Annotated in this window: 25 protein-coding genes and 1 riboswitch; of the genes, 10 read left to right on the top strand and 15 right to left on the bottom strand. The window is 44.4% G+C overall.

Annotated features, from left to right (window positions below; translation table 11 throughout):
- Window positions 1-137 precede the first annotated feature (137 nt).
- The 3 genes from AC2Q9J_RS08710 to AC2Q9J_RS08700 all read left to right on the top strand — a co-directional run bounded on the left by AC2Q9J_RS08710 (window position 138) and on the right by AC2Q9J_RS08700 (window position 1,855).
- Complete coding sequence (locus AC2Q9J_RS08710) at window positions 138-656, top strand: RNA polymerase sigma factor (protein ID WP_499039030.1); 519 nt, start codon at window positions 138-140, stop codon at window positions 654-656.
- Window positions 643-1,368: a hypothetical protein gene (locus AC2Q9J_RS08705; protein WP_499039028.1), complete on the top strand. Its 726-nt coding sequence runs from the start codon at window positions 643-645 to the stop codon at window positions 1,366-1,368. The genes AC2Q9J_RS08710 and AC2Q9J_RS08705 overlap by 14 nt, the downstream gene beginning before the upstream one ends.
- A gap of 277 nt (window positions 1,369-1,645) precedes the next feature.
- The gene (locus tag AC2Q9J_RS08700; protein ID WP_499039026.1) at window positions 1,646-1,855 is read left to right on the top strand and encodes a hypothetical protein; all 210 of its coding nucleotides are present in this window, start codon (window positions 1,646-1,648) and stop codon (window positions 1,853-1,855) included.
- Between the two features lie 62 nt (window positions 1,856-1,917).
- Here AC2Q9J_RS08700 and AC2Q9J_RS08695 read toward each other — a convergent pair whose 3' ends face one another.
- From AC2Q9J_RS08695 to AC2Q9J_RS08675, 5 genes are all read right to left on the bottom strand, one after another.
- On the bottom strand, window positions 1,918-2,382 hold the full coding sequence (locus tag AC2Q9J_RS08695; protein ID WP_499039024.1) for an NUDIX domain-containing protein: 465 nt from the start codon (window positions 2,380-2,382) through the stop codon (window positions 1,918-1,920).
- A gap of 103 nt (window positions 2,383-2,485) precedes the next feature.
- Window positions 2,486-3,193 carry an alpha/beta fold hydrolase gene (locus AC2Q9J_RS08690; RefSeq protein WP_499039022.1) on the bottom strand — a complete coding sequence of 236 codons (708 nt, stop codon included), beginning with the start codon at window positions 3,191-3,193 and terminating at the stop codon, window positions 2,486-2,488.
- Window positions 3,194-3,763 (bottom strand): nucleoside/nucleotide kinase family protein, encoded by a 570-nt coding sequence (locus AC2Q9J_RS08685; protein WP_499039020.1) that lies wholly within the window; start codon window positions 3,761-3,763, stop codon window positions 3,194-3,196. It lies immediately after the preceding gene.
- A 182-nt stretch (window positions 3,764-3,945) separates the two neighbouring features.
- Window positions 3,946-4,929 (bottom strand): ring-cleaving dioxygenase, encoded by a 984-nt coding sequence (locus AC2Q9J_RS08680; RefSeq protein WP_499039018.1) that lies wholly within the window; start codon window positions 4,927-4,929, stop codon window positions 3,946-3,948.
- A 64-nt stretch (window positions 4,930-4,993) separates the two neighbouring features.
- Window positions 4,994-5,428, bottom strand: coding sequence for a MarR family winged helix-turn-helix transcriptional regulator (locus AC2Q9J_RS08675; protein ID WP_499039016.1), 435 nt, complete (start codon window positions 5,426-5,428; stop codon window positions 4,994-4,996).
- A 183-nt stretch (window positions 5,429-5,611) separates the two neighbouring features.
- Window positions 5,612-5,707, top strand: a riboswitch (guanidine-I (ykkC/yxkD leader).
- A gap of 59 nt (window positions 5,708-5,766) precedes the next feature.
- Here AC2Q9J_RS08675 and AC2Q9J_RS08670 point away from each other — a divergent pair.
- Window positions 5,767-6,108 (top strand): DMT family transporter, encoded by a 342-nt coding sequence (locus AC2Q9J_RS08670; protein ID WP_499039014.1) that lies wholly within the window; start codon window positions 5,767-5,769, stop codon window positions 6,106-6,108.
- Window positions 6,108-6,422: a DMT family transporter gene (locus tag AC2Q9J_RS08665; protein ID WP_499039012.1), complete on the top strand. Its 315-nt coding sequence runs from the start codon at window positions 6,108-6,110 to the stop codon at window positions 6,420-6,422. Before AC2Q9J_RS08670 ends, AC2Q9J_RS08665 begins: the two co-directional genes overlap by 1 nt.
- 66 nt (window positions 6,423-6,488) lie before the next feature.
- Here the strand turns inward: AC2Q9J_RS08665 and AC2Q9J_RS08660 are convergent, their stop codons facing one another.
- From AC2Q9J_RS08660 to AC2Q9J_RS08630, 7 genes are all read right to left on the bottom strand, one after another.
- A complete protein-coding gene (locus AC2Q9J_RS08660) occupies window positions 6,489-7,802 on the bottom strand; it encodes a M48 family metallopeptidase (RefSeq protein WP_499039010.1) in 1,314 nt (437 codons plus the stop codon).
- Between the two features lie 200 nt (window positions 7,803-8,002).
- Entirely contained in the window at window positions 8,003-9,079 is a 1,077-nt protein-coding gene (locus AC2Q9J_RS08655) for an ABC transporter ATP-binding protein (RefSeq protein ID WP_499039008.1), read from the bottom strand.
- Window positions 9,076-9,906: an ABC transporter permease gene (locus AC2Q9J_RS08650; RefSeq protein ID WP_499039006.1), complete on the bottom strand. Its 831-nt coding sequence runs from the start codon at window positions 9,904-9,906 to the stop codon at window positions 9,076-9,078. The genes AC2Q9J_RS08655 and AC2Q9J_RS08650 overlap by 4 nt, the downstream gene beginning before the upstream one ends.
- Window positions 9,906-10,790 carry an ABC transporter permease gene (locus AC2Q9J_RS08645; protein ID WP_499039004.1) on the bottom strand — a complete coding sequence of 295 codons (885 nt, stop codon included), beginning with the start codon at window positions 10,788-10,790 and terminating at the stop codon, window positions 9,906-9,908. Before AC2Q9J_RS08645 ends, AC2Q9J_RS08650 begins: the two co-directional genes overlap by 1 nt.
- Window positions 10,774-12,021, bottom strand: a complete 1,248-nt coding sequence (locus AC2Q9J_RS08640) for an ABC transporter substrate-binding protein (RefSeq protein WP_499039002.1) — start codon at window positions 12,019-12,021, stop codon at window positions 10,774-10,776. The genes AC2Q9J_RS08645 and AC2Q9J_RS08640 overlap by 17 nt, the downstream gene beginning before the upstream one ends.
- 36 nt (window positions 12,022-12,057) lie before the next feature.
- Entirely contained in the window at window positions 12,058-12,699 is a 642-nt protein-coding gene (locus tag AC2Q9J_RS08635; RefSeq protein WP_499039000.1) for a TVP38/TMEM64 family protein, read from the bottom strand.
- Window positions 12,700-12,713: 14 nt separating this feature from the next.
- Entirely contained in the window at window positions 12,714-14,597 is a 1,884-nt protein-coding gene (locus tag AC2Q9J_RS08630; RefSeq protein ID WP_499038998.1) for an FAD-dependent oxidoreductase, read from the bottom strand.
- A gap of 179 nt (window positions 14,598-14,776) precedes the next feature.
- Here AC2Q9J_RS08630 and AC2Q9J_RS08625 point away from each other — a divergent pair, with 179 nt between their 5' ends.
- From AC2Q9J_RS08625 to AC2Q9J_RS08615, 3 genes are all read left to right on the top strand, one after another.
- On the top strand, window positions 14,777-15,358 hold the full coding sequence (locus AC2Q9J_RS08625) for a CDP-alcohol phosphatidyltransferase family protein (protein ID WP_499038997.1): 582 nt from the start codon (window positions 14,777-14,779) through the stop codon (window positions 15,356-15,358).
- A gap of 15 nt (window positions 15,359-15,373) precedes the next feature.
- Window positions 15,374-16,465, top strand: a complete 1,092-nt coding sequence (locus tag AC2Q9J_RS08620) for an FAD-dependent oxidoreductase (RefSeq protein WP_499038995.1) — start codon at window positions 15,374-15,376, stop codon at window positions 16,463-16,465.
- A gap of 92 nt (window positions 16,466-16,557) precedes the next feature.
- The gene (locus tag AC2Q9J_RS08615) at window positions 16,558-17,034 is read left to right on the top strand and encodes a DUF948 domain-containing protein (protein WP_499038993.1); all 477 of its coding nucleotides are present in this window, start codon (window positions 16,558-16,560) and stop codon (window positions 17,032-17,034) included.
- A 233-nt stretch (window positions 17,035-17,267) separates the two neighbouring features.
- On the opposite strand, the gene parC is transcribed toward AC2Q9J_RS08615, so the two are convergent.
- The 3 genes from parC to AC2Q9J_RS08600 form a co-directional block, all read right to left on the bottom strand.
- Window positions 17,268-19,694, bottom strand: a complete 2,427-nt coding sequence (gene parC, locus AC2Q9J_RS08610) for a DNA topoisomerase IV subunit A (protein ID WP_499038991.1) — start codon at window positions 19,692-19,694, stop codon at window positions 17,268-17,270.
- A complete protein-coding gene (gene parE / locus AC2Q9J_RS08605; RefSeq protein ID WP_499038989.1) occupies window positions 19,691-21,667 on the bottom strand; it encodes a DNA topoisomerase IV subunit B in 1,977 nt (658 codons plus the stop codon). The genes parC and parE overlap by 4 nt, the downstream gene beginning before the upstream one ends.
- Before the next feature lie 118 nt (window positions 21,668-21,785).
- Window positions 21,786-22,193: a CoA-binding protein gene (locus tag AC2Q9J_RS08600; RefSeq protein WP_499038987.1), complete on the bottom strand. Its 408-nt coding sequence runs from the start codon at window positions 22,191-22,193 to the stop codon at window positions 21,786-21,788.
- Between the two features lie 135 nt (window positions 22,194-22,328).
- Here AC2Q9J_RS08600 and plsY point away from each other — a divergent pair, with 135 nt between their 5' ends.
- Together plsY and AC2Q9J_RS08590 are read left to right on the top strand one after the other, a co-directional pair.
- Window positions 22,329-22,922 (top strand): glycerol-3-phosphate 1-O-acyltransferase PlsY, encoded by a 594-nt coding sequence (gene plsY, locus AC2Q9J_RS08595; protein ID WP_499038985.1) that lies wholly within the window; start codon window positions 22,329-22,331, stop codon window positions 22,920-22,922.
- 27 nt (window positions 22,923-22,949) lie between these two features.
- Window positions 22,950-23,234: a HesB/YadR/YfhF family protein gene (locus AC2Q9J_RS08590; protein ID WP_499038983.1), complete on the top strand. Its 285-nt coding sequence runs from the start codon at window positions 22,950-22,952 to the stop codon at window positions 23,232-23,234.
- Window positions 23,235-23,277 lie beyond the last annotated feature (43 nt).

Raw genomic sequence — 23,277 nt, 5'->3', positions numbered from 1 at the left:
TCTTAAATGTTTTAAACCAGACGTTTTTAAAACGAACGTCCATTTAGCTTTCCCCTGTAAAAGAATTGAAAAAATGTTTAATAAGCGATACTTCCCCGCTCCATCTTCGTCTATTCTTATATAAGGAGGCGAAAAACGTGAACCAGCAAATTGAAAACTATTACCATGAACACAGTGATCGCGTTTACCGATATATTTTTCTATTAGTTCGCAATAAGGAAAATGCCGAAGATCTGACACAGGAAACATTTTATAAAGCTTTCAAAGGCTTGTCTTCATTTAATGAAGAAGCTTCCCCTGCCACGTGGCTGCTGAAAATCGCGCGTAATGTCACTTATGATCATTTCCGCAGAAAACGCCTCGTCCAATTTTTTTCCTGGGGTGATGAACACGATCAAGAAACTTCCTCAATTGCACCAGATGCTTCAGCAGAACGGAAAGAGCAAGTACTGGAATTACACAATGCCATTAATCGCTTAAAGAAAGATTATCGTGACGTCATCATTCTTCGCAAGATCCAAGAACTTTCAATTAAAGACACCGCATACATACTGGGCTGGACGGAAGCTAAAGTAAAAACCAAATCCGGTCGGGCAATGGATGCTTTGAAACTAGAATTAGCAGGAAAGGATGGCGTTATTCATGAATCTTTCTAAGAACCCAGATCAGCTTTTCAAAGAACTGAATAATATTGAACGTTCTGAAGAGTTGAAAAAGGCAACGTACTTAAAGCTGCAGAACCGGATTCAGAAGAAACGATCATATCCTGTAATGCCTGCTGTTATTTCAGTTGCTCTTGTTGCAGTAACCTTTTTCCTCGTATTCTCCTTTATGAACGATACCCAGGAAACTGCTGGATCTCTTACTGATGAAGAAGCGATTGAAGAAGTCCTGGCTATGCAGCTGAATAAACCCGAAGATGAATTTTTTGAAGTCGTCTATGCGAAATGGCAGCGTATGGAGGAAGTATATGCCGCTGATACTGAACATACCAGTGATCCCATGGAAGGCACACCTGAATTGCTTGCCTATGAAGAATACATCGAGAAAAAATTCAAGCCTTATTTCACGATGAATGGCTTTGATAATTTCAAAGTTCAGCCCATGGATTTTCATTATTTCTTCGCTATGGACAATCAGCGCAATTATGAAATGGAATTGTTGGATTTGAATATTGAACAAAGCGAAAATACTGCGACCAATTACTCGTTCTCTGCAGAAGTTGACTACACAGATCCAAATGGAGAATCGAAAGTATATAACCTTGCAGGAAGAGCCATTGTTCCTGAGCAAGGTAAAATTGGAAGCATCCAATTTACGGATGTGGACGGTTTGCAGGAGAAAATATCAGATGATTCTTCAGAGTGAAAAGATGATGGCTTCAAATGATAAAACGACAAATAAATATTAATTTATCAAATATTCATATTTATTCTTTACTTTCGATCAAGAACTGGTTAAAGTTGAATCATAAGCATCACACAAAAAAGGGATAAGGCGGAAGCTTAAATTTTTTGTCACAAATCCTCTACTATAATTCACAGTAAATGGTCGTATATCACAGACATTAGTGCTGAAGATAACGCCGAAAAGGAGCTAAATTCTTTTCGGCGTTATTTTCTGGCTATATGAAGGAGTGAAAGGCATGAAATACTTCATCGACCATAAGAGCAAACGCATCCACTCTCAGCAATTTGCTGGTGATTCCTGCGGTTTTGTCTCCACCCCGATCACTTATAGGGAATTTACAAACTGCCCTGCCTATGTAAAACAATTAATCGAGGATAAAAATTATTTAAAATGCCCCAATTGTGTTTCAGCACCAACCCGCTTGCAAAGAAAAACCACAACTTAATACCATTCACACAGTAAAAAGCGGCAGCCGGTTATGGCTGCCGCTTTTTCGATACTCTATCTTCAGTTTACATCCCCAAGATATACTGCAGCTTTTCGATACTCCAATAAATCAAATATAGCGGGAACAATCGCTTTAGGATAAACTCTCAAACTTTTAAGTTCAGTCACCGGTACCCATTCAATACCGGTTTGATGGAAATCTGGGTTTTCGGGTATAAAAAAATCCTCTTCTTTAGTTACCAAATTGACTTTAAAATAATACTCGATTTGGTGTATGGAAGCATCGAATGCGGCATGTTCATGGTTTTTGCCGATGTACTCCCTTATATGAAGCAATTCTCCAGCCTCTACTACTGCACCCACTTCCTCAATGCATTCTCTTTTAATCGTCTCTCTCAAGGGTTCTCCATGGTTCTGGCCGCCCCCGGGAAAAAGGTAAAAATCCCCTTCATCATCTCTGTTCTTTGTCAGCAGCAGCTTAGCTTCCTTCAAGATTACAGCTTTGGCCGAATTTCTGATATTCATACGCTATTTCTCCTTCGCAAGTTCTTGCTTTATCCATAAAGCGGCGCCGAGTACATTATCCGCTATATAATCAGGCTGTATATCAGTAATAGATTTATTCTTTTTAGATACTTTTTAAGAATCGTCCTAAAACTTCTGTGTACAATTCCGGCTGTTCGGCGTGTACCAAATGGGAAGCGAATGGAATGATGGAAATGTGAATATTATCTTGTGCAGCGCTATATTCAATTGCACTGCGGGATTCGTTCTGGCTGCCTTCACCGGCAATCACGAGGACTGGTGAAGAAATCCGACTTAAATCGCTGGTTTCATTAAATGGATACCAGTCTTCAGATTTGCCCATTTCGATAAACCTTTTCCACTCTGGTCCGTGAAGGTCAGTAAAAAAGGAATTCGCTTCTTCATTCTGCACTAATTGAGCTTGCATTTTTGCATCCTCTTGGTGCAAACTTTGCCAATTCTCCGGTTTTTGTTTCGTTACGCCTGAGATGGTTAAGGTTTTTACTTTGGCGGGAAAACGTTTTGCAAAAACTATGGCAACCAAGGCACCTAACGAAGCGCCGACTATATGTGCTGACTGGATGCCAAGCTTTTCAAAAGTTTCGTCCAGATCATGGGCAGAATCCTCAAAGAAATTGCTGATGTCCGCTGCATCAGATTTCCCATGTCCTCTCAGATCCGGCGATATCACCTGGTAGTGTTCACTGAATACTGCTTGTTGTGGAATGAAATCAGTTGCAGAAGTTTGAAGTCCTGTATGAAGGAAAACGAGCGCCTCCCCGTTCCCTTTTGTAACCGTATGTAAAATCATTTAAGCGTCCTCCTCTATGTCCAAATATTGGTGTTTAGAAAGCTGCCGCAATATCGCTTGGGTTACTTCTTCTCTGGTACCACTGCCATCGATTACTGCATCAGAATCCGGTTTGATATCCTCCAGCATTTGAAGATAAGCCGCTCTTCCTTTGTTTTCATAATGGTCGACGTCGGTTATTATTTCGTTGCTGGTACTGTCGGCGAAGTCTCTCTTTATTCGCCTCACAAGTGCTAGATCCAACGGGGTATCGATAAAAATCGTAAAATCTATGTATGATCTTGATGCTGTATGTAAACGGGCAAAAGGGAAATCCAGGACAATAAAATCCAGGGGTTCTGTAAGCAGTGTCTTGATATCCGTTAGCAACGGCTCAAGGTTCCATTCGTCATAATCCATTCCACGTTCCAGCCAGAGCACTATATCGGCTGGGCCTCGAAAATTATAATCGTCGAAACAAAGCGCCTTGGCATTCGGCAATCGTTCCGTCAGATTGGCAACTGCTGTCGATTTGCCGCCGCCTGATACGCTGGCAATTGCTAGTATTTTAGGGGAGCTCTTAGTTTCCATTGGCTTCCTGCCTCTCCTGCAGCTGAGTCTACCTCTTAATCATACCTGAAGATTCAGAATGAAAAAACGACATGAGTGAAATATCCAAAATCTGTTAGAGAAGACCGAAATTCAGCTAAATAAAAAGAAGATGCCCCCTGGGCACCTTCAAAATGAAAGATAGTTTTTAAATTTACTCGTTTTTAAAGATATTCTTTTTCGATATCGCGCGTGCTGCGGACTGTGTCGATTGGACGCACCATGTTTTCAATCCGCTCACGTTGTGCTTCCAGGAATGGCGGCAAGCTCAGTTTTTCGCCTAATGTTTCATAAGGCTCATCCCCCATAAATCCAGGGCCGTCCGTTGCCCATTCAAATAGAATTCCCGGCGCTACTCGTGCATACAAGGATTCGAAGAAGAAACGGTCGACATAACCCGATGTGCCGAAGCCAGCTGCTTGCATATGATCGATCCATTCATTTAACACTGAAGTATCATGGACGCGGAACGCCGTATGGTGAACTGTACCAAATCCTTGCTGACCAGCTGGTAGGATGGCGTTGTATTCTACGATGAGCTGGGCGCCGTTTCCGCCTTCTCCCATTTCGAATAAGTGCAGCGAACCTTCTTTAGCGAGTTCCCGCATCAACATCACTTTTTCCAGCACTTCTTTTAGATAATCAAATTGCGCTATCCGGATATGGATCGGTCCCAAGCCGGTGATGGCGAATTCCAACGGAACGGGGCCATTCTGCCATGGTGTTCCGGACTCCACCCCTTCATTCAATTCGTCCGATACCAGCATATATTGCTGGTCGTCAAAATCAGCGAATGACAGAGTCTTTTTGCCGAATAACTCTTTGATGCCCGAATGCTTCACTTCATATTTGTCAAAACGTTTCACCCAATAATCCAACGCTGCATCGGAAGGAACACGGAAAGCAGTCTTGTAAATTTCGTTCGTGCCGTGTGTCCCTTTCGGAATGCCTGGGAAATCGAAGAATGTCATATCGGTTCCTGCTGAACCTTTATCATCTGCAAAAAACAAATGGTATGTCTGGATATCATCCTGATTGACTGTTTTCTTCACCAGCCGCATACCTAGTACATAGGTGAAAAACTCATAATTCTTTTCGGCACTGCTGGTAATTGCGGTTACATGGTGGATTCCTTTTAATTCATTCATAATAATGATCTCTCCTCAAAATAGTTTTTATCTCGAACTACAGATAATTTCCGGGTAAGTAAACTTAGCTTTTCATTGCCTGATAGCCCACTTTTTTCAAATCGCTTATGATCGCTTCTGTTTCTTCCGTGTTTAATCCTTCAAATAAACCATTAACTTTTTCCTCGTGTATAGGCCATATTCGTTTCATCAACTCTTGTCCTTCTTCTGTCAATTCAGCGAATGTGACACGCCGGTCTTCGGAAAATTCGGAACGCCGGACATAGTTCTTCACTTCCAGTTTATCGATAACATACGTAATGCTGCTGCTGGCAATCAAAACTTTTTTGCCAATGGATTGAATCGGCTGCCTGCCTTGATGATACAGCAACTCAAGCACAGAAAACTCGGTGGGATTCATGCCGTTGTCCGCTGCATCGCTTTTGATGACTTCCCTTATGGCATCAGCAGCCCGAATAATAACGGTCACTGCCTTTAAATTGCGGTTGGTGACTTCCATGCTTTTCACCTCTTTTAAATATAATTCATATATCTTTAATTCGAGATAATCATATCACGCGGATTTTCCAGCGTCAACCATCTCGTTTGATATGGTATCTGTACTATGCTTATTAATGGAGGAAAGCAGTTTTACTTCCGTTGAATCAAAATCGTGTGTATAATTTTAAGTAATCAAATAGAAGACAATGTTTTCTAGGGTTCCGCGAGCTTTGCTCGGCCTGGTCCGAGAGAAAACGCACAGCTTGCTGTGACACGGAGGGACAAAAGCCTGGGAGAAACTGTTTATCAGTTGCTCCCGGGTTTTTTAATTGAAATTTGAAAATGGAGGTTTTTGAAATGAATATTGAATGGGTGAAGGTTTATATAGCCGCTTTTTTTGAAGTTTTCTGGGTGATTGGCTTAAAGCACGCGGATGGTTTTTGGCCTTGGACGGGCACTGTCATTGCGATCATCGTCAGTTTCTATCTGATGATCATGGCTGGACGCAAATTGCCGGTAGGCACTGTTTACGCTGTTTTTGTCGGAATGGGGACTGCGGGCACTGTGATCGCCGATATCATTCTTTTCGGCGAACCGGTCCAATTGGCGAAACTGTTATTGATCGCCGTTCTACTGGCTGGTGTAGTCGGGTTGAAACTGATAACGGATGACAATAGTGAAAAAGGAGTTGCATCGTAATGGCCTGGTTTTCTCTGCTTGCCGCCGGATTATTCGAAATGGCCGGTGTCGCAATGATTAATAAATGGCATAATGATCGGAATTGGCAATCCTTCCTGCTGCTGCTTTTGGGATTTGGCTTGAGTTTCCTGTTTTTATCTTTCGCCATGGAAACTCTGCCTATGAGTACGGCTTATGCCGTCTGGACCGGAATCGGTGCCTCTGGCGGCGCCATCCTCGGCATGCTTTTCTATAATGAAGCAAAAGACTGGAAGCGGATTCTGTTTATTGCCATGGTGCTCGGTTCTGCTGTCGGCTTAAAGCTTGTGTCCTAAACTAAATGAAATGCAGAAAAGGAAGGTCTCCCACTCTGAGCAGGGAACCTTCCTTTTTCATTTCTTTTAATACTCTCCGGCCTGTAAAGATGCATACAGCTCATCAGGAGACGAAGCCCCTGCATATTCCAAAGCGTTCATGCCGTCAGGGCCTGCCTGATACGGATCAGCTCCATTATCCATCAGCACAAGTGCTGTCTGATTGTCTCCATACATGATGGCATTGGTCAATGCGGTGGCGTAATCATCAGCTGTATTGGCATCTGCCCCCGCATCCAGCAGGTAGGAAACAATATCAGGCTGTCCTGAATAGACGGCATACATTAAAGCATCGGACCCTTCAGAATCGCGCGCAAGGATTTCGTCCCCGTCAGCCAGCGCGCGGTCGATGCCCACGATATCCCCAGCAGAAACAGCTGCCATCAAATCCGTCTGCCCTTCTAAGGAATAGTCTTCATTATAATAAGGGTCTTCTTCGGTAAAATAAGATTCAGGAAGCTCATTGGCAAATTGCGAAAACACCAGTGTGCCTCCTGCCAATAACAGGATACTGATAAAGTAGACAGCCATACCCGCTCCACCAAGCAACAGCATTCCGAAGACGATTTTGCCGTGATTGGGAGTATAGAGGCGTTCTCCGCTGCCTTCAAACTGCTGTATCGCCTGTATCCTTTTCGGCAGGCGCGGGTGTGATGATAGTACTTCGCTCAGCCAGACAAAACCATTCGATTCCGTCCGGATTTGTTCACGGTAAGCATCCTCGTTTACTTCAGCATACATTTTCTTTCCGATTCCGAGCAATGTCAGCGCGCGTTTGGCAGCTGGCGAATTTTGAATAAGATAGGCTGCATGGCGATCGCATGTATATTCACAGGAACGGCTGTAGGCCTGGCTTAAAAATGGAATAAAATCGGCCGGTATCAGTACGATGTTCTTCCAGACATGGCGGCGTTTGATATGCGCCAATTCATGGGCGATGATAAAGTCAAGTTCGTCTTTGCCCTGTTCACGCGCCAATTCAAAAACCTCGGAATACAAGACCACCATATTTCTTCCGAAAAAACGGGTGGCAAATGCATTCAATGCCCCTTCAGATTGAATGACGAAAACATCCGGAACGGTTTTCAATCCGATTTGTTTAGAGAGTGACTGGACACTGTCGTAGACATCCGGAAATTGCCTTTCATGTATGCGGACGCCGTTGCCGCGAATGGAACCCAGCATCATGGCATTAGCGAATAATACAAAAGCGAAAATACCGAGTGCAATTGCAATTCCGATAACTGATACAAGAACCAGGATGTAGATTAAAATGCTGAACACTAAACTGATTATGAAATAAGCTGTCTCTCTGTTTGATTGAATAGCCGAATGATTCATCTCTTTCTCCCCTTTAATATGAAATATCTTACATATAATAGCACAATATGCCTAAAAAGAAACTATAAATTTGATGCGCTCAAATCGGCTTAAAAAAAACAGTATTCCTCCGGTATAACGGAAGAATACTGCTGGTTGTTCATTGTATCCGGGCATCCATAAATGCAGTTCAGTGTAAAAGCAAAACCCGTTGGATGAAATCAGTGCTCAACAAATTGTAAATCGCTTTGGTTCACATAGAGTTCCATTGCCTGCGCCGGTTCCAGTTTTTCCGCCTCATCGCGTGATAACGCGCATTCCAGCTGCAGGTTCCCTGCCTGGATCTGGGCTGTATAAGCACCATGTTTGAATTTCAATTTGCTCACTGCCCCTTTGAATCGCACCGAACCGATAGGCGCCTGGCTGTTCGAAACTATTGGACGCAATGTTTCAGGACGCAAAATCAGAAACTGTCTGCCGTCAGCCATCTTATGGATGGTTTGGAATTCCATGCCATTATCCTCGGATTTGAAATAACCAGCTCTGATATTGCCGCTGATAATGTTTTTCAAGCCCAGAAAGGAAGCGACTTTTGAACTGGCGGGCTGCTCATATAATTCCATGGCCGTACCAACCTGAAGTAATCGCCCGTCGCTCATAATTCCGATGCGGTCGGACAATTCAAAAGCTTCTTCACGGTCATGGGTGACGAACAGCACTGTCACACCAAGCTCCCGTTGAATCCCGCTTAGCAGCTCTCTCATATCTTCACGAAGGCCGGGATCAAGTGCGCTGAACGGTTCATCCATCAATAGCAGCCGGGGCTTTGCAACCAGCGCCCTTGCCAGTGCTGCGCGCTGTTGCTGTCCGCCGCTCAGCTCCTCAGGAAACCGGTTCTCATAACCCTCCAGCCCCACCATCCCAAGCATGCGCTTCGCTTCAGAGAGCCGTTCTTTTTTGCCGACTTTCTGCATTTTCAAGCCAAAAGCCGTGTTTTCTCCGATTGTCATGTGGGGGAACAGCAGCGATTGTTGAAATACCATGGAAAAACGGCGCGCTTCCGGAGGCACGTGAGTCAGATCCTTGTCTCCAAATCGGATTTTTCCTGCATCTCCCTCCAATAAACCTGCAATGAGTTTAAGAAGCGTGGTTTTACCGCAGCCGGAAGGCCCCAGCAGCGAGAAGAACTCTCCTTCACAAATAGCAAGGTCGATTGGTTCGAGGGCAAAAGAATCTTTTTGATCAGTTTCAGCTGTCTTATACTTTTTCTCAACTTGTTCGATGTGCAGACCGGTCATCTCTTCGCCCCCTTAACTTTTAGAACTGACGGGTTTTTTGTCTGGTAATATTTTTTTAAAGCCACATCCAATGAGAACAAAGCCAAAATGGCCATCCCTGCGAACAACAGCGAGTAGGCTGAGGCAACAGCCGGATCGCCGCCGCTGATGAATGGGAACAGCAGAATCGGCAAAGTCACCACCTGGCCGGAACCGATTATGAAAGTGATGAGGTATTGGCTTAAGGAAATCAGGATGCTCAAACTTGCCCCAGCCGCGATTCCCGGCAGCAAATGCGGCAATACGACATGATAGAAACGATGGATCGGACCCGCTCCGAGCATGCGCGCCTGATTTTCCCAGTCTGTTGATAATGTGCTGTAACTGACCATTACAGCACGCACCATATAAGGAAGCGTCGGTGAAATATGCGCCAGCACGACGCCAAGAATCGTTTCCGTCAAGCCAAGCCGCAGGAAAGTCAAATGGATCCCCATCACAGCGACAAACGGCGGAATGATGATGGGAGCAAATAGAATGGCTTCCGCCAGCCATTTGCCTCTGAATTGAAAGCGCACCAATGCGTTTGCTGCGGGGACCGCCAGTAAAATATTAATAATCATTACGATAAGTGCAATCAGTAAACTGGTTCCGATGGATTGCCATGTTCCGGAACTGCCAACGAGAACATATTCCCAGGCGCGGAAACTGAATGTCTCAGGAAACAAATCAGGCCACTGCCAGCCTGCGGCTATACTCGATATCAATAACGCGATGAAAGGAAGGCCGATGAACAGGAATAATATAAGAGACAGACAGATTCGAAGGGGTAAAAACATCCGTTTCATTATTGCCACCCCTTCGTTATCTTCCAGCGCTTACTGAAATAATAGACAACCAAACCGAGAGCGATGGTCATCACCGCCAGAATAATGTTCACAGCCAAAGCTTCCGGCCGCTCAGCAAGTGTTCCGCTTGTATACAGCTGAAATGAATAAACAGGCAGCATGCTCGGATAAGTTACACCCAGCAAAAAGGGTATTTCAAAAGCGGAAAAAGTAAAGACGAAGACGATGAAAACAGCTATGATCCATGACGGCATCATAATCGGCAAGGCAATTTCACGGATGAAACGGAAAGTCCCAGCCCCGTAGACGCGTGACACGTCCCGCCATGATTTTTGGATCCTTGCCAGTACGGGATAAAGCATCAGCATTATAAAGGGAACTTCTTTCCATGTATAGGCGAGTATGATGCCCCAGCCGAATGCATCATTGACCAGCACCGGGAATTCGTTTATTTCCTTAATGATCCCGGCTGCAGCCAATAATTTGGATAAGAGCCCGCTTTGCATGAAAAGCAGAACGATCACATAGCCGGCCACCAGATGAGGGATTGTCAGCGGCAACTGGAACAACCGCTGCCAAAGCCTCGAGTGTTTTGTTTTGGAAGAAAGGCTCAGCATGAACAGCGCAATTGCCAGCGCACCACCCAGTATTCCAGCCAATAACGAAGAAATCGCGGCAACTCTTATCGTAAGTCCAAGCGATTCCCAGAAGCTTTCTGAGCCCAATAAATCCCTATATGCGATAAAGCTCATTTGATTTTCCCCGATTGCTGGAAAATAGCCGAGGCTTTTCAGCAACCCGTCAAAAAGTCCTCCAAAAAACAGGAGGACAATCACACCGGTGGCCGGTAGCAGCAAAAGATAAGGTTTACTCTTTCGCCACATTTTCCATCCACCCTTTTTCGATGATTTCTATATAATCCGAAGACAATTCCGGCAATCGATTATTTTCAAGTTCTTCCAGGGAAAGTGTCGCTTCCCCGAGTTCAACACCATTCATCGCCTGCTGCTGTTCAGGAGATAACTTTTCCAGATCCAGCGCTGATAAATCGCCCCAATTTTCCGGTGACAACTTAGCAGTCTGGGCTTCGGGTGACATCATTTCATTGATCGCCACCATCGCTCCCGCTTTATCGGATGAATTAAAAGGAATGGAGAGGAAGTGAGTGTTGGAAAGCGTGCCCCCATCCAATAGGAACGTGCGTGTAGATTCCGGGAAACGCCCTTTCAGCACTTCACTGGCTGCCAGTGCCGGGTCGTAGCTCATCGTCATCGACACTTCCCCGCTTGCGTACAGCTGGTCCAGTTTTGCCAAACTCTCCGGATAGGTTTCCCCTTCGCGCCATAAATAAGGTTCAATACCATTCAGGTATTCCCACATCGGTTCCAATCGCGATTCCAGATCTTCGATTTCAGCAGCGGGCTGTTCATATTGTTCATGGCCGCCTGTCGTTTCATAAAGGACGTGCCGGATAAAAGCGCTGCCGGTAAAATCAGGCAAGGCGGGGTACGTAAACTGGCCGGGATTTTCCTGGACCCATCCAGCGAGCTGTTCCATGGATTTCGGAGGCGCATCCACTTTTTGTCCATCATGCACAAACACGAACTGGGCTTTTCCCCATGGCGCTTCAAGGCCTTCAACCGGTTCGCCGAAATCATGTGAAATCTCAGGAGCCTCCTGGTTTATGTACTCATTGAAATTAGGCAATTGACCGGCGAAATCACCAAACAGCAAGCCATTGTCTTTTGCGGTTTTGAAATTTTCCCCGTTGATCCAAATGACATCGATGCTGCCGGCTGTCTTGCCGGCTGATTTTTCATCCAGCAATTGATTGATGAAATCCTGGGCGTCGCTCACGGGGACACGTGAAAGCTCAATATCATGCATTTCTTTCATGCGCGGCGCCACCCAATCATCCAGGTAGCGGTTGATATTGTCATTGCCGCCCCACATATACATATTCACTTCTTGCCCTTTTGCTTTATCGGTGACGACCTGCCAATCAGCTGAAAGCAGATTGGCTGAATCCTCCGACTCCTCATTACCCGATTGCGCCGAACATGCCGACAGCGTTAAAGCCAGCAGCACGGACGCGGTTAATGTTTTTTTCTTCATCGTCTTCACTTCCTAAATCCAATATGAACTGCTTATTTAAAATTTTCCTGCCTTTTTTTCGAGCCAATGCTTGCGTAAATAGATTGGAATAACTGTCAGCAAAATAAAAACGCTGCCAGCCAGCAAGATTAATTTCGGATTGCCGCTGCCGGCACTGCTTCCTAAAAAATTATACGCAAATGTTCCTGGAATGATGCCAATCAGCGTCGCTAAAGCAAAGGATGCGAATCGGACTTTGGAAAAAGCAGCAAGATAACTGATCAAATCAAAATTGATTACAGGAATCAAACGGAAAATCAATACATAGAAAAATCCATTTTGTTCCATTTGCTGCTGGATTTTTGCTGCTTTACCGTCCCAATTCTTCCGGATTATTTTCTTTCCGAGTCCTCTTGCGACGGTGTAAGAAAGGATTGCCCCGCTGACAGCACCGGCGATGGTATACAAGGTACCCAGCCAGACACCGAAGACCAGGCCGCCTGCAAGCGATAACAGGGATGCCGGAAAAAAGATCAAGGGTCTTATAGTATAGACGACGATATAGACCAACGGCGCCCATCTACCATAAGACTCGATCCAAACACGCAGCTGTGCCGCATCGACATCTAATACTGAACGGCCCAGCCAGACTGCGAGGCCGATGCCCGTCAGCACCATCAGCCATTTAAAAAAGAGCAATGCGTTCGCTCTGTTCACTGGTTTCGATTATGGGATGCAATGCTCAAATATCGTTTTCGCATCTCTTCATAACGCTTACGATTGCCCCCCGCATCTGACGCACCTACTCGTGAAGCCGATCGAAACTCAATTTGCTGTGCCGCATCGTTGAAGTAGAACTCAAGATCATCCTTGAATTTAAACGTTTTCGATTTGGCTATAGCATACACATAATTTTCCTCTACTTGGACAATCTCAACACCTTTATAGCCTTTGAGCATGCCAATCAGGCATTTTTGGGATAGTTGCTGACTGCCCATATATGGGAGGGGCTGAACATATTTATCTTTTGCTTTGGTCTGAGAAGAAACCGCATTTGGAGTAATTGGCATTTCTTTAAGACGGCCATCCTCAACACCAAGTTTGGGCTTGACATTGTTCTTGATCGCCATGTTGGCGATACCGATTCCTGCAGCCGCAGCAGCTCCGTATATTCCGATTTTTTCAGCAGGCAATTCACCAGATCTGGCTTTATTGAAAGTTTTGACCACTGGCTGATTCAACAGATTGTCGACGTACACCTTTTTGCCAATCTTCACAAGAACTTCGCTGTAAGTCGGGTATGGATGAATGACACCAGACAGTTTGCCCATATTGATATGAAGCGACTTGATGGTCTGAATCTGACTGATTATTTCTCCTGCACGGTCGCCAAGGATGCTTGCACCCAAGATGTAGCCTTTTTTGTCCAATATGATTTTTACTGTGCCAATACTGTCTTTTTTTGTATTGGCTCGATCGATCTCAGCATATTCATGTTCATATACCCGAATGTCGTCACCATATTTTTCACGTGCTTCCTCTTCTGAAAGACCCGATCTGCCAAGTTCCGGATCGGTATAAGTGCACCAAGTCACATTTTCATAATCGATTTTCTTATTGATTGGCAGGATGGCGTTTTGAGTTGCGGTAATGCCTTGGTAATTTGCCATATGCGATAATTGGTATGGGCCAACAACATCTCCGATGGCATATATTCCTTTAGCGGTAGTTTCCATATGATCATCCACTTGAATACTCTTCGAATCATATTTTACACCAGCTTTTTCTAGGTCATAGCCATCCACATTAGCTTTGCGGCCAAGAGCCACCAATAGTGAAGCGTTGGTAATCGTGGTTTCCTTGCCGTTTTTCTCGATGACCAAGTCGACTTGATCGCCTTGCTGTACAGCTTTTACCGCAGTTGCAGACGTATGGATTACTACGCCTTCATCAAGCAGACGCTTTTGAATCATAAGGACTTGATCTTTTTCGTCTTTAGGCAAGATTCTTTCAAATTTTTCTACAAGTGTCACTTTTACACCGATTCGGTTCAATGCTTGGCTCAACTCGACTCCAATTGCGCCTCCGCCAAGAATGGTCATCGTTTTAGGAAAAGATTTCAGTTTAAAAATGGTTTCGTTTGTTAAATAAGACACTTTATCCAGTCCTTCAATAGGTGGAACGAGCGGCGAAGAGCCGGTTGATAGGATTATTTTCTTAGCTTCAATGCGTTCGCCTTCGACTTCCACGGCATGCGGTTCGATGAATTTTGCATAGCCGTTGATAAAATCGATGCCGGATTTTTTCAACACTTCTGGGGATTCACCTGCATATACCTTTTGAATGACATCCTGAATATCTTTTAATACAACCGATGTATCAACTTGCAGGTCTGGGGTGTATTTTTTCGCATGGTGGACTTCTTCAGCAATGTTAATCAATGATTTGCTCGGTATACAACCGGACCATGTACATTCTCCGCCTGGCAGATTTTTATCGATCAATACAACTTTTTTTGAAAATCCAGCTGCTGTGAATGCCGCAGTCAAGCCTGCTGCGCCTGCTCCGATTATTGCAATGTCATATTTTTTTACCATCTATACCATTTCCTTTCTTTTCCTGTAATAAATTCAGTTTAACAATAAAGTCTAAAAATTTGCTCTTAATTACCCTCGCACTCATTTGTGATCCGCTCATTCACCTAAAGTGAAATTGCGGGTTTGAATTTCAGAGTTATACTATACTGAAATTAACCCCTAAACGAAAAGGTGATTTTATGCTTGATACGCACGCGCGAAAACATGTTCAGCCAGCTATTGAAAAAACAGCTGATTTTTTATTGAAACGAGGTTTGACAGCCGATACTGTTACAAAAATCGCTTTTATCATCGGTATATCCACTGGTATTTTCATCTATCTGGATTATCCATTATTAGCTATAATCGCTCTCTGGATATCCGGCTATCTCGATGTAGTGGACGGAACGATGGCGAGGAAAACAAAACCTTCCGCTTGGGGGACCTTACTGGATATCAGTTTTGACCGTATGGTGGAAATCAGCGTGATACTCGGGCTCGCATTCCGTTTTCCGGAATCAATGTGGGTATTGCTGCTGTTGAGCGTTTCCATTATTATCGCGATGACCGTATTCCTGACAGTGGGTGCCTTGTCGGATAAACAAGGGATGAAATCCTTCTACTATCAAGCAGGTTTAGCCGAAAGGACAGAAGGTTTTATTCTCTTTACCCTAATGATTGCCTTTTCAACATATTTAACTGCCATTACTTTGATTTTTTTGGCGATGCAAATCATTACTATTTTTCAGCGTATGACAGAAGCCAGAAAAATTTTGAAATAGTCTGGAGGCAAAAACATGAAGACACTCGTTCTGGTTGGCGGCGGACATGCCCATCTTCATTGTCTTGGCCAGCTGGCGGATGAATTCCCGCCAAACTGCCGGGTCGTAATGATCTCCCCTTCCGAATATCAATACTATTCAGGAATGTTTTCCGGATTTTCAGAGGATGTGTATAGTCAAGAAGAAATCAGGGTCGATTTGAAACGCCTTTGTGAAAAGGTTGGAGCGGGATTTATCTGTGATCAAGTTGTTGCGGTGGATGTAAATGCCAGAAAACTTACGGGTTCCAGCGGATCAATTTTCGAGTTCGATTATGTGTCATTTGATATCGGCTCCGCAGCCGGAGTTCCGGAAGATATGAAATCATCAATTACAACCATCAAACCGAATTTCCTGTTTCCTGATCAATTAAAACGAGTACGGGAGACCGAATATCCGGTTATAGTTGGAGGCGGCGCATCAGGGGTTGAATTGGCGTTTTCGGTTAATGCCTGGCGAAAAAAGCATTCATTGCCTTTAAATACAGTATTAATTAGTGCAACACCCCTTCTTTCCGGATTACATAGCAAAATTTCAGATAAAATCCAATTAATAGCACGCCAGAAAGATTTGTCTTTTTACACTGATGAAACTGTGGAAACAATTGCAAATGAAAGTATTGTCACCAGCTCCGGCCTATCCTTTCCAAAATCTGAGGTGCTCTGGGTGACAGGTCCGAAAAGTTTCAGCCTCTTCCAAGAATCAGGCATCGATACAAATAACAGTGGATTTCTTCTGGTTAATGAATATTTGCAAAGTGTCCAGCATCCAGAGATTTTTGGAGCCGGTGATTGCATTACGATTGACCGCTATCCAACTTTGTCGAAGAATGGTGTTTACGCAGTCAGACAGGGACCGATTCTTTGGCATAACCTGAAGAGCCAATTGGATTCAGGAGACCTGAAACCTTTCATTCCCCAAGATCGTTATGTCTCCATTCTTTCCACAGGAGGCGGAGAAGCTTTTCTGACATATGGAAATTTTTCAATGCATGGAAAGTTGCCTTGGGTTCTCAAACAGCGTATTGACCGGAACTTTATAAAGGAATTTAGAAAACTTTATGAATAAAATGGCAAATACAAAGAGACATGTATGTTAATTTGACTAGAATTAGGGGTATAGAAAGAGCAATACACGAACATAATAGAGGAGGAATCAGAATGGATTCAACAATATGGTGGTGGATTGCGCTTGGAATCCTTGTGCTGGGGCTGATTATCGCAATCATCGGAGTGGTCTTGTTCATAAAAGGCATGAAGGAACCAATGAAAAAGATTAAAGGTTCAGCAGATAACCTGAAAGAACGCGTCGACGGATTGAACTTGGAGGTTTCCAACCTCACCCATACAACTACTGAGCTGCAAGAGGAAATTGCAGTCAAATCTGAAAAAGTGAGCGTCTTTGTCGATGCAGCGAAAGGAACCGTGAATTCTGTGGTGGATATGAACGCAGCTGTCCGCGCGATTACGGATAGAATCGTTGACCGTTCTGAGCGGGATCCACAGAATAAACGCCAGGTGAAACGTCTGACAAATACTGCCGACAGCATCATCCATCTGCCGCAGGACCTGCAGACAATCAATCCCGATGCTGAACATGAAAATTACGATACATTATATTTTGGAAAAGTACGGTAATCTCGAATTAAAGCAGCCTTCTAAGGTTGCTTTTTTTTTGTGAATTTTTTAAGCAAGTAAGATTTTCTGTTTCTTTTATCTCTTTATTGTCACTCAACGTTACTGACAAGATCTAATCCGAATAATTTTGTTTACATAATAAAAATATAATAACATTAGTATATGCTTATACGATAATTCCGGGACCATTTTTTGATATATAAAAAAGCGCCCCCTCTCGGGAGACGCTTTTCTTAATCTTTATTCGGCACCAGATAAACATCCTGCACTTTTCCATCTGTAGACTCGTCCAGAACAAACGATCCGTTGGAATAGCGGTCTACCGGTTTAAGATTCGCCGCTGGCAAAGTCAGACGAATGTTTTTTGCTGTTTCTAAAATTATTTCCTCATTGCCTGTTATACCGTGTACAGAAATGACACGATGCGGATTTGACTTCAATTCACGCAACATGACGACTCCGCGTTTTGCTCGGCTGCCTGTTTCGAATTCTGTAATACGCATCTTTTTGGCTGCCCCGCGCTGCGTAACAACTACCAGATCCCGTTTCACTTCAGGTTCAATAAGCACCGCTGATACAGCAAAGTCTTTATCTTTCAGGTTTACTCCTTTTACCCCGCCCGTACGTAGTCCCGTCAAAGGAATTTCGTCCAGTGGGAAACGAACGCCATAGGCATGATTCGTGCCTATGAACAATTCGGTTTCCTTTGTAACCAAACCAGCGAAAATCATGGAATCTTCTTTTTTCAGATTCATCGTTTTGATAGCCCGGGAATAACGCTGCACTTGATAGTCCTTTAAAGCGGAACGTTTCACTTGGCCAAGTTTCGATACAGTAAGGATACTGGCATCCGCATCAAAGTTCTCGAATGGATAAACCGCAAGAATTGATTCGTCGGGTTCAAGCTGGACGATACTGGACAAATGCTGTCCAAGATCCTTCCACTTGATGTCCGGCAATTCGTTGATAGGCTGGTAAACAAAATTGCCTTTGGTCGTAAAGAGCAGAATGGTGTGCTGTGTATTGAGGTTGCCTTCAAACAACAGGTGATCGGATTCCTTCATGGCGAAATCGCGACCATTGGATGCGGCATGTGACCTTGTGCTTGTGCGTTTTACATAGCCCTCTTTAGTTACAGTAACGACCACTTCTTCACTTGGTATCATCACTTCGCGTGTAATCGTTATTTCTTCGATCTTATCTTCAATAACTGATCTGCGTGGTTCTGCGAATTGTTTACGGACACCTGCAAGCTCTTTTTTGATGACGTTTTTTAACTTTGTGGCACTTGTTAAAATGCCGGTCAATTCATCAATAAGCTTCTTAAGTGAAGCTTCTTCTTTTTGCAGTTCGGTAATATCGGTATTGGTTAACCTATAGAGCTGCAAGGAAACGATTGCTTCAGCTTGTGCTTCAGAAAATAAGAAGGACTCGATCAAGTTATTTTTCGCATCCCGCTTATCTTTTGACGCGCGGATGGTTTTGATGACTTTATCCAGAATGGACAAAGCTTTCATCAAACCTTCGACAATATGCATGCGGTCTTTTGCTTTATGCAGATCAAACTCAGAGCGTTTCGTTACAATTTCTTTTTGATGCGCGATATAAGCATCCAGCAATGTCTGCAGCGTCATCATCGTTGGTCGGCGTTTATAAATGGCGACCATATTGAAGTTATAGCTTACCTGCAAGTCGGTGTTTTTATAAAGGTAGTTTAAAATGCCAGCTGCCTGGACGTCTTTCTTCAACTCAATGACGATGCGCAAGCCGGTTCTATCGGATTCATCGCGAACTTCGGAAATTCCATCAAGCTTTCGGTCGAAACGCTGATCATCAATTTTTTTAATCATTGTCGCTTTATTGACTTCAAATGGAATTTCAGTGATGACGATTTGTTCCTTGCCGCCTTTTAACGGCTCAATATCAGCTTTAGAACGGACGATGATCTTGCCTTTGCCGGTTTCATAAGCTTTTCTGATCCCGTCAACGCCTTGGATGATGCCGCCTGTCGGGAAATCCGGTCCTTTGATGACCTTCATCAATTCATCCACCGTTGCTTCAGGATTGTCCATCCGCATAAGGACAGCGTCCAAAACTTCGTGCAGTGCATGCGGTGGAATGTCTGTTGCGTAGCCAGCTGATATCCCAGTCGACCCGTTCACCAATAAATTCGGGAAGCGGGCTGGCAAAACAGTCGGTTCCATATCGGAATCATCGAAGTTCGGAATGAATTCAACTGTCCGCTTGTCGATATCACGCAGCAATTCACCTGAAATTGCTGACAGGCGTGCTTCCGTATAACGCATAGCGGCTGGTGAATCACCATCCATGGAGCCGTTGTTGCCGTGCATTTCAACAAGCATATGGCGTATTTTCCAGTCCTGGCTTAAACGGACCATAGCTTCATAAACCGAACTGTCTCCGTGGGGATGGTAGTTACCGATAACGTTACCGACCGTTTTTGCAGACTTACGGAATGCTTTTTCATTTGTGTTGCCTTCATGGTACATAGCATATAGAATTCGGCGCTGCACGGGTTTCAGCCCATCACGGGCATCCGGCAAAGCGCGGTCCTGGATTATATATTTACTGTAACGCCCAAACCGATCGCCGATGACTTCTTCTAATGGCAGATCCTGAAAACGTTCGATTTGCGTCATACGAGTTCCTCCTCAGCGTGGATCAGGTCGTTCTCCAGAATATTACTGTCCTCTTCCATTCCAAAGTCGACGTTATTCTCAATCCACTTTCTTCTTGGTTCAACTTTATCGCCCATCAATGTCGTGATGCGGCGTTCAGCGCGGGCTCCGTCTTCAATAGTCACACGGATCAATGTACGTGTATCCGGATTCATCGTCGTTTCCCATAATTGATCGGCATTCATCTCGCCTAGACCTTTATAGCGCTGCAGCATGTAACCTTTACCTATTTTCTTTGTGGATGCCTCAAGATCCGCTTCAGTCCATGCGTAATCGACGACTTCTTTTTTGCCTATGCCTTTGGAAACCTTATAAAGCGGCGGCAGCGCAATAAACACTTTGCCGGCTTCAATCAGCGGTTTCATATAGCGGTAGAAGAATGTCAGCAGCAATACCTGGATATGCGCCCCATCCGTATCAGCATCTGTCATGATAATGACTTTATTGTAGGCAATGTCATCTATTGAGAAATCCGATGATACCCCTCCGCCGATAGCATGGATGATCGTCGAGATTTCTTCATTTTTCATAATTTCTTCAAGTTTCGCTTTTTCTGTATTGACGACTTTACCTCTTAGCGGCAAAATGGCCTGGAATGTCCGGTCACGCCCTTGTTTGGCAGAACCTCCGGCAGAGTCACCCTCTACAAGATACAATTCGTTTTTAGCGGCATTTCGCGATTGGGCTGGCGTCAGTTTACCGGACAGCAGCATATCCGATTTCTTGCGCTTTTTGCCGTTTCGCGCATCTTCACGCGCTTTACGTGCAGCTAAACGGGCCTGTGACGCGCGGATCGCTTTACGAACCAGCGATGCACTGAGGTCCGCATTCTCTTCCAGGAAGTACATCAACTTCTGGGATACGACAGCATCCACGATACTTCGTGCTTCACTGGTACCCAGCTTGCTCTTTGTCTGTCCCTCAAATTGCAATAAGGCTTCAGGAATCCGAACAGAAACAATCGCCGCTATCCCTTCTCGGATATCGGAACCTTCAAGATTTTTATCCTTATCTTTCAACAGGTTGATTTTCCGGGCATAGTCATTGAATACACGGGTCATCGCCGCTTTTGCGCCGGTTTCATGTGTACCGCCGTCACGGGTGCGGACGTTATTGACGAAGGACAGGATCGTCTCCGAATATCCATCATTGAACTGGAATGAAAACTCGACTTCCAGCTCTTCCTGTTTGCCTTCGATATAGGCAACTTTATGCAACGTATCTTTTTCTTCATTTAAATATTCCACGAATGCCTCGATGCCCGTTTCAAAGAAAAACTCTTCGCGCTGTTCTTCTTCGCTCCGTTTATCGGTCAATTCGATTCTCAGGCCTTTTAACAGAAACGCGGATTCACGCAAGCGTTCACTCAAGGTTTCATAATTATATTTAGTGGCTGAAAAAATCGAGGGATCAGGACGGAAATGAATATTCGTGCCGCTTTCTTTTGTGGATCCAATCTCTTCAAGTGTCGTTGCAGGCTTTCCACCGTTTTCAAAGCGCTGACGGTATTTCTTGCCGTCTCTGTAAATGGTGACTTCCAGGTATTCGGATAAGGCGTTCACAACTGAAGCACCTACACCATGCAGACCGCCGCTTGTTTTATAACCGCCTTGTCCGAATTTACCCCCAGCATGAAGAACAGTCAAAATGACTTCAGGCGTCGGTTTCCCGCTGCGGTGCATGCCAGTGGGCATACCGCGGCCATAATCGCGGACGCTGATACTGTTATCTTCGTGTATAGTGACGCTGATTTTGTCACCAAAACCAGCCAAAGCTTCATCGACCGAGTTATCGACTATTTCATAGACCAAATGGTGAAGGCCTCGTGTATCCGTCGAACCGATATACATACCAGGCCGTTTTCTGACGGCATCCAAGCCTTCGAGTACCTGGATCGCTTCTTCGTTATATGCCGTATTCTTCGTTTTAGCCATCTAATTCCCTCCAACAAACATCTGTTCGCATATCTCTATCTTTTAATCGTATCGATAAGTTCGGCATCTGTCAATAACCATAGAAAAAGAGCGCCAGGCGCCCTTTTCCTCTAATCGCTTATTTAAGGATGGCGTGTTCGACTTTGATGCAGCGGTCCATGATGACCGTGTAGCCTTCTTCTGTTAACCGTTTGAATACATCGTCATCAACTACGTTCAACTGCGTCCAAAAAACAGGGCAATCAATCTCGACAAATTCCTCTGCCAGATCTGTAAGAAACTCACTGCGTCTGAAAACATTGACGATGTCCACCGGTTCCGGTATGTCTTTAATGGACGCGTAACTTTTCTCACCCAGCACTTCATCGGCAACCGGGTTGACCGGAATAATCCGATATCCAGCTTTTTGCATCGCTTCTGAAACCATATAGGAAGTTCTGTTCGGATTTGGACTTAATCCGACTACAGCGATGGTTTTGGCATTATCCAGTACTTCTTTGATTTCTTCTCTGCTTGGATTATTCAAGAGAATCACCTATCCTTTTTATTCTATCATACATGATATTCTCGCTGTTTCATAAAAATCCTGCAATTATTGTTATAAGATCTTTTAGCGTGTTAAACTGATAATACTAAATAGAGAGATTAAAAGGAGTCTACAATGGAAATATTGCTACCCGTTTTATTGGCCTATTTACTTGGTTCGATCCCTTCCGCTTTGTGGATCGGCAAAATTTTCTACAATACTGATGTCCGTACAAAAGGCAGCGGCAACCTCGGCGCTACCAATACCTTCAGGGTTCTCGGAACTACGGCGGGTCTGATTGTCACCATTCTTGATATTTTGAAAGGGACTGCGGCAACGCTTATTCCGATGTATATCGATACGAATATCCATCCTCTGGTGTTCGGTCTGATTGCGGTTGTGGGACATATGTACCCTGTATTCGCTAAATTCAAAGGCGGAAAAGCAGTGGCAACTTCCGGCGGCATTCTGCTTGGCTACCAATGGCCGTTGTTCTTAGTTGCTGTAGCCGTTCTGTTGATTGCACTGAAAATCACGAAAATGGTTTCATTGTCATCCATGATACTCGCTGTAGTTGCTGTAATTTACGCCATCATTTATGCTGTTAACACAGGAGATTATCCTTTCCTCGCCGTGATTTTGGTATTGGCGGCGTTCATCTTCTATCGCCACCGCGCCAACATCGCGCGCATTCGTTCGGGTACAGAACCTAAGATTAAGTTTATGTAACCCGAAACCTGAAAGGACGTGAGCTTCATGGAAATTAAAATAAGTGAAGATGCTTTTAAATGGTTCCACGTTGAAATGGAAGTCGCATCCGGAGAGAGCGTTCGATTTTTTGTAAGATACGGAGGCTCCGGACTTCAGCCAGGCTTTTCACTAGGCGTAACAAAAGATCAGCCCAATGAGACTGCTGCTGAAATTGAAAAAGACGGTGTGACTTATTTTATCGAACAGAACGATCTCTGGTATTTCGATGGCCACGATTTAACTGTAAGCGTCAATGACGAACTTCAGGAATTGGATTACTCATACGAATAAAATACAGAAAGCCGGAAAGGAAGATTCATTCTTCCTTTCCGGC

This window comes from Planococcus sp. RAB007_Raresut (assembly GCF_057369535.1).
This window is presented reverse-complemented; position numbering and strand designations above follow the sequence as displayed.